The sequence below is a fragment of the Moorena sp. SIO4G3 genome, from assembly GCF_010692305.1.
Classification (GTDB): Bacteria; Cyanobacteriota; Cyanobacteriia; order Cyanobacteriales; family Coleofasciculaceae; genus Moorena; species Moorena producens_A.
Map to the genome: position 1 here is coordinate 1 of NZ_JAAHIG010000363.1, position 8579 is coordinate 8579.

5 protein-coding genes are annotated in these 8579 nt (G+C 44.9%); 2 read left to right on the plus strand and 3 right to left on the minus strand.

Annotated features, from left to right (window positions below):
* Window position 1: 1 nt before the first annotated feature.
* Together F6J99_RS36550 and F6J99_RS36555 are read left to right on the plus strand one after the other, a co-directional pair.
* Entirely contained in the window at window positions 2–2341 is a 2340-nt protein-coding gene (locus F6J99_RS36550; RefSeq protein ID WP_293120577.1) for a CHASE2 domain-containing protein, read from the plus strand.
* A gap of 380 nt (window positions 2342–2721) precedes the next feature.
* Window positions 2722–3513, plus strand: coding sequence for a DUF928 domain-containing protein (locus tag F6J99_RS36555; RefSeq protein WP_293120579.1), 792 nt, complete (start codon window positions 2722–2724; stop codon window positions 3511–3513).
* Window positions 3514–3717: 204 nt separating this feature from the next.
* Here F6J99_RS36555 and F6J99_RS36560 read toward each other — a convergent pair whose 3' ends face one another.
* The 3 genes from F6J99_RS36560 to F6J99_RS36570 all read right to left on the minus strand — a co-directional run.
* A complete protein-coding gene (locus tag F6J99_RS36560) occupies window positions 3718–6579 on the minus strand; it encodes a CHAT domain-containing protein (protein ID WP_293120581.1) in 2862 nt (953 codons plus the stop codon).
* A gap of 9 nt (window positions 6580–6588) precedes the next feature.
* Window positions 6589–6723: a hypothetical protein gene (locus F6J99_RS36565; RefSeq protein ID WP_267876372.1), complete on the minus strand. Its 135-nt coding sequence runs from the start codon at window positions 6721–6723 to the stop codon at window positions 6589–6591.
* A gap of 388 nt (window positions 6724–7111) precedes the next feature.
* Window positions 7112–8579 (minus strand): S-layer family protein (locus tag F6J99_RS36570; protein ID WP_293120583.1); only part of this gene is annotated, 1468 nt, incomplete at its 5' end.

Genomic DNA, 8579 nt, shown 5'->3' on the forward strand with positions numbered 1-8579 from the left:
TCTGAGTCTAGATGGTGATTCCCAGCAGCAGGGGTTTCAGGTACGCTTAGAAATTGGTGAAGAAGGGTCACGCCCAACACTCGAAATGACAGGTTACTTGCCTGCAGCTTCAGAACTGACTACTTACTTACAATACCATTGGCTCCAAAAATATCGGAGCCTAGGTTCACCCGCAAGAATCCAGCCCGGAAAAGTTATCTATGGTGGTTCCATTAGCCAACGGCTCAAGGAATGTCGGGATTCAGCGAAAGAATTAGGTAATAGACTCAAACGATGGCTCGATTCTGAACAGTTTCGTCCTATTGATAAGCGATTACGGGAAGAGTTAAACCCAGAAGAAGCGATTCGGGTCCTGATTCGCACGGAAAATACCCAGTTACAAAAGCTGCCTTGGCATCTGTGGGATTTTTTTGAGCGTTACCCCAATGCTGAATTTGCTCTGAGTGGAACACAGTTTAAACGACCCGATCAACTTCCTGTATCTACCGGGAAATCTAACGTTAGAATTTTAGCAATTTTAGGTCATAGTGCTGGTATTAATATTAACGAAGATCGACAACTGCTGGAGAAGTTACCTAATGTAATAACAGTCTTTTTAGTGGAGCCCAAACATCACGAAATCAATGACCAGTTATGGGATCAACCTTGGGATATTATCTTTTTCGCAGGACATAGTGAGACAGAGGGCGAAACGGGTCGAATTTATATTAATCCCATCGATAGCTTAACCATTGATGAACTGTGTTATGCCCTCAAAAAAGCCGTGGCACAGGGCTTAAAACTGGCAATTTTCAATTCTTGTGATGGGTTGGGATTGGCAAGGCAACTCCATGATTTGCAAATTCCCCAAATGATTATAATGCGGGAGTTGGTGCCAGATCAGGTCGCTCAAAACTTTTTGAAGTATTTTTTGAACGGGTTTGCTAATGGTAAGTCTTTATATCTGGCAGCGCGGGAAGCACGGGAGCAATTGCAGGGGTTGGAGCGTCAGTTTCCCTGCGCCAGTTGGTTGCCAGTAATTTACCAGAATCTAGGACAAGAACCCCCAGCTTGGGCAGATTTGTGCCAAGAGTCAGAAATACCATCGCAAATACCATCAGAAATACCATCAGAAATACCATCAGAAATACCATCAGAAATACCATCGGTCTCAGGGAAACCCAAGAGGCGTAGTGTCCAGACAGTGCTGATATCTAGCATAGTGGTGACTAGCTTAGTAATGGTAGTGCGATCGCTTGGCCTATTCCAGCCCTGGGAACTGCAAGGGTTTGACCAGTTGATGCGGCTGCGACCCAATGAAGGACCCGATCCACGACTATTATTAGTGACAATCACTGAAGAGGATGTGCAGTCCCAACCTAAGGAAGAAAGAAGAGCCGCTTCCTTATCGGATCGTTCCTTAGCAAAACTGCTGGCAAAGCTGGAGCAGTATCAACCGAGAGCTATTGGTTTGGATATTTATCGGGAGAATCCTGTGGGAGGGGAATACCAGGATTTAGCGACTCGGATGCAAACTAGTGATCACTTTTTTGCCATCTGCCAATACGGAGACCCAGGAGTTTCCCCACCTCCAGAAGTCCCAGAGGTTCGCCAAGGCTTTAATAATGTTTTACTCGACCCCGATCGCATTATCCGTCGCCATCTGTTGGCTGTAGGGTCACCATCTCCTTGTCAGAGCTACTACTCATTTAATGTCCAGTTGGCAACACGTTATCTGGCTGATCTAGGAATCCAGTTGGAGGTGACAGAAAATTACTTAAAGCTTGGCACTACAGTTTTTAAGACCCTAGAAAAGGATTCTGGTGGATATCACAATCTAGACTCTCGTGGTCAGCAACTATTACTGAATTATCGAGCTTCCGGTCAAATTGCTGAGACCGTTTCCCTTGCAGAGGTTCTCACGGATCAGTTCAATCCTGACTTAGTCAGGAATCGCATTGTGATCATCGGTACCATTGCGCCTAGTTTTAATGATAATTTTTGGCGCACACCCTACAGTGGTGGTCAGTGGTCTGTTGAGACCATGAGTGGGATAGAAATTCAGGCACAGATGATCAGTCACATCCTCAGTGCAGTGCTGGATAACCGACCGTTGATTTGGTGGTGGTCTGAGCCTGGTGAAGCGCTCTGGATTTGGTGCTGGGCTGTGCTCGGGGGTACGGTTGCTGGAAACTTTAACGTGCTGCGTTCCGTCGTGTTGGGTACTGGAACTGCTTTGGTTGTTTTATATGGAAGTTGCTCGGTTTTGCTGATAGTAACAGGTGGTTGGGTGCCATTAATTCCCGCTACTATAGCATTGGTGGCTACTAGTGTAGTCGTTTACTGTCGTTTACAAAAGTGATCATAGTCATTGACTCGTCATTAGTCATTAGTCCTTAGTCTTTTGTGATCTACATTAAGAAGTCTCTTAATAGTTACAAATTACCAATGAATAATGATAGCAAATTACCTTTGATAACCCTCCCTTTAGCCGCAACTTATTATAGTGGTTGATGCTATAATAAACTGGGCTAATTATCCTAAAAAATTTTGTCTGCACATACTGAAAAAAAATGGGGTTTTTAACCCTAATTTTCTATGGCTAATTCCTAATTAATAATCACAACAATTAACCTGATTTTATCTGGAAATAGTGGTGATATACAGGGGTGTTAATCTGAATCCATCAATTCGATGTATCAGGGAAACATCTGTCGATGTTGATCTGAATTTTGAGTTATCATGTTAACTAAATTATTTCGGCTTAAATACCTATTTGCCTCTAATTTAGTCTTTGTTGGCTGGATCAGCGGTTTCTTGGTCTCCCGAGTAGAGGCTGATCAATCCATCAGTCTTGGGCAAATACCACAAGTACCAATTTACTTTATCAATCCCAAACCCCCAGACAATGGTACTCCTTCTGCTCCTCACGGTACTGGAACCCGTGGTGATTGCCTATACAAGTCAGAGCTTCCACTACTGACTCCTTTAGTAGGTGGTTATAATTTGGATTTAACGGTTAGTGATTATCCAACCTTTTGGATATATATACCTTACACCTCAGAGGATGCACCGTCGGGAGAATTTTCTTTGCAGGATGAGGATGGGGAAAACGATCTTTACCGAAAATCTTTCAAACTACCAGACCAGCCAGGCATTGTTAGTATTAGGCTTCCTAAGACAGAAAAGTCCTTGAAAGTTGGTCAAAACTATCGTTGGAATCTAGAGATCAATTGCCCTTCTACAGAATTATCCAATCAATTTCCAACTCCAGCGTCTGTGACAGGACTAGTTCGCCGAGTTGCCCAGTCTCCAGACCTAGAAAGGGAGTTAAATGGGGCTAACACTCCTCTAGAGAGAATTGCAGCTTATGGCAAGCATCACATATGGTATGATACCCTAACTGAGCTAGCTGAATTACGGCTGCAAGATCCACAAAATATGAATCTTGAAACTGCTTGGATTAAGCTATTGACTGATCAAAGTTTCGTAGAAACAATTTCTAAAACAAACATTTTGGGTAACCTTCAGTAAATTATAGCGGTGCTCGTTTTAGAAGTTAGAAGTTAGAAGTTAGAAGTTAGAAGTTAGAATTATAACAGACAACCTACCCTACACCGAATACGGGGCGAACAACATTTAACCTCTCAACCTGCAACATTCAACCTGCAACATTCAACCTGCAACATTCAACATTCAACCTCTAATATTCAACCTTTAACTTAAACATACTGGAATTCACAGCCAATTCCCAACCAAAATAAACGGTGCCCAAATATGAGGACGATGGTAGTCTGTGCTGGGATATTTCTTCTTAAGAAACGCTAATTGAGCATTTCGCAGGGCTTCGGCTTTAGTCAACTGTGGATTATTTAACTGTTGGTAGAACTGATTCATAAATTCGGCTGTAGAGGCATCATTAACTTGCCACAAGGTGGCTAGGGTACTGCGTGCTCCTGCTCTAATCGCTATTCCAGCTAGTCCTAAAGCGGCTCGTTTGTCCCCAGTAGCAGTCTGACAAGCACTCAGTAACAACAGTTCAATGGGGGTGGTGCCACTGGGGTCACTCATCCGTAGTAAGTTATCTAAATCCTTGACTTTGATGCGCTCATCCCAGTCTAGGATAAATGTTTGCTCTGGATTGGAACTGAACTGACCGTGAGTGGCAATATGAACAACATTGAAAGAGGCTGCGGTTAGTTGATTTTGCAGGTTTTCTTTGATAAATTCCTGATTTTCGAGTTTCTGACTACGGTTTACCTGTTCCCCAATTTTTGTTAACTCGAATGCTACATTATCGATTGGTCCTAAACCTTCTTTTTTAAAGCTGGGAGCGTTAGTAGCTCCAGCAATTAGGGCTGTTAGCTGTTGCCGTGGTAATGGTTTGGGGTCCACTAGCTGTAAGCCAGGGGTCACAGCTACAGCATACCGTTCTATTAAATACTGTTTGCCATCATAAAGGGCTGCTACAGGAACATTTCGTAATGACCCATCTAGGACAAATACTAGGTTTTTTATTGGGCTTTGGTCTCCTGAAGGGTGACTGTCTAGTTCTTCTTCAAAGGGTCTGATTAGCCAGTCATAAATTTGTTGGGATTCTTTTTTGACTTTGCTAATACTAGTGCTACGTCTTCTTAGGACATTCCTAAAGTTTTTGACCGCTTTGTCTACTTGAGCTTCTGATATGTTATGATGGATATAGTAACGCAAGTTATCTGGTTCAGGCAATTTTAAAATTACCGCTAAGCCGTCTTTTAAGATAATCGGGTAAATGACGGCTGCTGTGGGGTCTAAATTGTCAATGTTAACCTTTTCTGGTTTGGCGCAGGCGTCTCGAAAGAAGTTGTCTATTTCAGCAAGCTGGAGTGCTTCAATAACCTGACGGGCTTGCTTAAGATTATCGTTACTTGGTTGAGGAGAACGCAATAGTAAATCAACTAACTGTCGATAAACCGGTTCTACTTGTTCTCGGAAGGAAAACTGGATGTCAGGATTGAGAGTAACTAAATCACTCCGTAAATTCGTTAAGGTATTAGAGGCTTGGGTATAATAAGCGATCGCGGAGCGTGACCAAAGGTCAATCGCATCCTGGATCAGGTCCGTTACTGCTTCGGTATTACTATTTCTGGTGGTAGTGGCTTGTTCGGCTTGAGCGTTCAGTATACGTCCCATTTGCCACTGCCACTGATAAGCAATATCCGCTGCATTAATCCCTTGGGCAATCAGAAGTGCTGACTTGGTAAAGGTTATGGCATTTGACCAATCGTTGGTTTGTTCAAAGCAGTTACCCAGGGTGCCCAGGGCATAGGATTCTGCTCGTTTGTCTTCTAGGGTTTGAGCTTGCTCAATGGCTGTGTTGAGTTGTTGAGCAATGTCTTGGGAATTGGTAATTGGTGTGGAAATGTGCGTTCGCGTAGCGGCTCTTTCAGAGCATCGCACATTTCGATTTCCCATCTTGATCAGACTTTGAGCGAAATTTACGTGGGCATAAACTGATGCTCTACTGGATGGTAATTTAGTTAGTAATGTCTGGATTTGTGGCAATAAGGCTTGAGCAGATTTCTCCTGGTCTGTCTCGATGAGTAAACTTAGCTGATTCAATTGTGCTTGAATTTGGGTGATTGGTGAGGTGGTGGTTGCTGCTGCTTGTTGATAGTGAGTTATAGCGTCTTGGATATACTGCTGGAATGCTTTGTTATGATTCGATTCTTTTGCTCTTGTGGCTAAGGCTCGCTCAGTATTACCTAAACTCAGCCACCCTTGACTCTCGGATTGGGAAGATTGTATTCGTTGTGCGACTGTCCAACTTTCGGTTAAGGTCTGTTTAGATTCCTCTAAATCCCCTGCTTGTCGAAACACATTACCAAGATTGTGTAAGCCAATCGCTTTTAGAGGAGAATCCGGTTGTGCCAGCAGGGTTTGTCTTACCTGAGTTAGTAGCTTCTTGGCTCGACGGTAAAGTCCCAAAGATTGCATGGCTTGGGCTTGATTAATCTGGCTACCAAGTACACCAACCCGATCATTGGCTTTAGCATACAGTGCTTCAGCATTTTGCCAGATGTTCAGAGCAGCTTCAGCATTTCCCTGTACCAATTGCAAACGCCCTTGAGTGTTCAACACTTGAGCCAATACTCGTTCACTCCCCCTAGATACGGTTTCTAGCAACGACAAACTGGAGTCAATGGCTGCTTGGGCTTTATCCCATTCCCCAAGTTGCTGAGTCACTAAGGACAGCAAACGCAGGGCTTGGGCTTGGTTGAGTATATCTCCTGTGGCTTGATAAGCTTGTGCCGCTTGCTGCAATACTCGTGCAGCATCAGAATACTGTCCAGCATCGTAGTATTGTTTGCCTGCTTCTAAGAGCAAGTAGTGTTTCGTGGGTTCTGCTTCCTGTTGCCTTCTGCTTACTGTTGCGTTCTGCTTACTGTTGCTGAGCCTTGAGGTTTGATGGCTAATGTCTAAGTGCTGATGGCTGAGTGCTGATGGCTGAGTGCTAATGGCTGAGTGCTGATGGCCAGCAGAGAAGGGTAGTGCGTGTATACCACGGCTTAAGATTAGCCCCAACAAGGTCATCACAATAAACTGAATCAGGCGCTTCATTTATCTGAGTTATCTATAGCGCTGCGCGCAGGGAACAGGGAACAGGGAACAGGGAACAGGGAACAGGGAACAGGGAACAGGGAAAAGCGATCGCACAGCTTCCCCCTTGTTAAGGGGGACGGGAGGGGGATCTATCCTCCTCACAGGGGTAGGTTTTTTACATTTGGGTAAAACATGGGACGACCGAGAGGGAGAGGAAAAGGAAAACAACGAAGAAGCGATGCAGCTTCGGAACAGGGGGTTTCCCCCGGAGACAAAACCTTAGACAGTGGAGCCTTTATGGTTGGTAGGCTATGCAGAAAAGGGGGAAAACTTATTGATTAAGGCTCCACTGTCTTACGGTAAATTCAAACCACTCGCGCTTTGCATCAAGACAATGATGATTGTTAACGACAAATTAAGTATATTGTCTTATCCCCCACACCCCACACCCCACACCCCACACCCCACACCTGACGTCAAAGTAAAAAACCTACCCTTATGAGGATCTATCCTCTGGCTTTCCCCTTGTTAAGCTTTCCATTTCCCGCTTCTAACGACTCCCGACTCCCGATTCCCGATTCCCGACTCCGGACCCAAGGGTTTTTTGAAGCATCGGACAATCTACTTGATGTAACCACGTACCCTTTGGAGTGACTATGACTGGATGAGCGGTGAGAATTACCTCCCCGTTGGGAGCGATAACCCAGCCTTGGGCTTCAACAATTTGTTTAGGTTTAGGGTTATTGGTCTGTGGTTGATTAGTCTGTAGTTGATGCTGCCTTGACCTTGACCGACGTTTTCTGATCCTAGTTTGAGGTTGCTCAGTGATACGCCAATCGTCCCATGTAGCATTCGGGCTCAGGGTTTCGTTGGGAGAAATCGGTAAGCCACCACGACCTGTGGCAATAAATTCACTGCCCTCACCAGCAGCACAGAGGTTTTTTTCAATCAGTTGAGATACATCAATGACATCGGTTGGCAATTCCGATAACCCTTGGCTGGGGTCAATTTGAGGTGCATTGATGTTGACGGTACCATCTACACCAAACTCAGAGCTAGCGGTAATGTCACTGAGGGGAGTGAGGTTTTCTCGGAACTCTAGCCCAATGATACCTTGGGTGGTAATTGTGATATTGCCGCCACTGCCTTCAAAAGCATTAGCGGTAATGTCGCTATCTTCTTGACGAATGCCTATGATAAAGGGAGCATTAATCGTAATATTGCCGCCGTCTCCACCAGCTTGAGCAGTACCTGCGGTAGTGGAGATTTTACTGTTGCGTCGCAAGAACAACAACTCGTCAATGGTTAAGGTAATATCCCCTCCTTGGTTGCTAGCCGTTTCTGCGGATAGCTCTGCTTTATTATTAAGGGTGAGTGTGCCTGCCTCAAGGGTAATACTGCCCCCTTTTCCCTGGCCTTGGCTATCTACAGCTATCTTGGCTCCATCCCGAATAGTTACAGTTCTGGGGTCAACGAAAATATTGCCACCATCACCGCTAGAATCACGAGTAGTGTTGGCAAACAGCCCACTTCCAGTTCCAGCTAAAGTAATATCATCACGTACTTCCAGAGTAATATTACCAGCCTGCTCAGTACCTTCGGTGGTGGTTCTGACGTTCCCACCGTCAGTAGCCTCAAATCGATTGGCCTCAATGATTTTAATGTTGCCACCCTTACCCCGGTCAGTATTGGTAACCCTGGAAGTAGTGGCTGATACCTGTGACTCTCCCTGGATGGTGACTTGCTCAGCCCGAAGGGTGATGTTACCAGCATCGCCATCACCAGCAGTACTGGAAGTTATTTCAGAGTCATTGGTTAAGGTAAGCGATCGCGTTTTAATATCGACATTTCCACCATTGCCAACTGCACCAGGGTTTACTGCGGTGGAAATAGAACTATTCCGATTAAGGGAAACCTCCTCTGCATCTGGGATGCTGATACTACCGGCATCTCCGGTACCGGCAGTACTCGCTTCAATGGTCGAGGTGTGATCTAGGGATAGAGACTTGGTTTCAATA

Coding starts and splice junctions, on each gene's coding strand:
- F6J99_RS36555 (WP_293120579.1), top strand. CDS start 2,722: ATGTTAACTAAATTATTTCGGCTTAAATACCTATTTGCCTCTAATTTA.
- F6J99_RS36560 (WP_293120581.1), bottom strand. CDS start 6,579: ATGAAGCGCCTGATTCAGTTTATTGTGATGACCTTGTTGGGGCTAATC.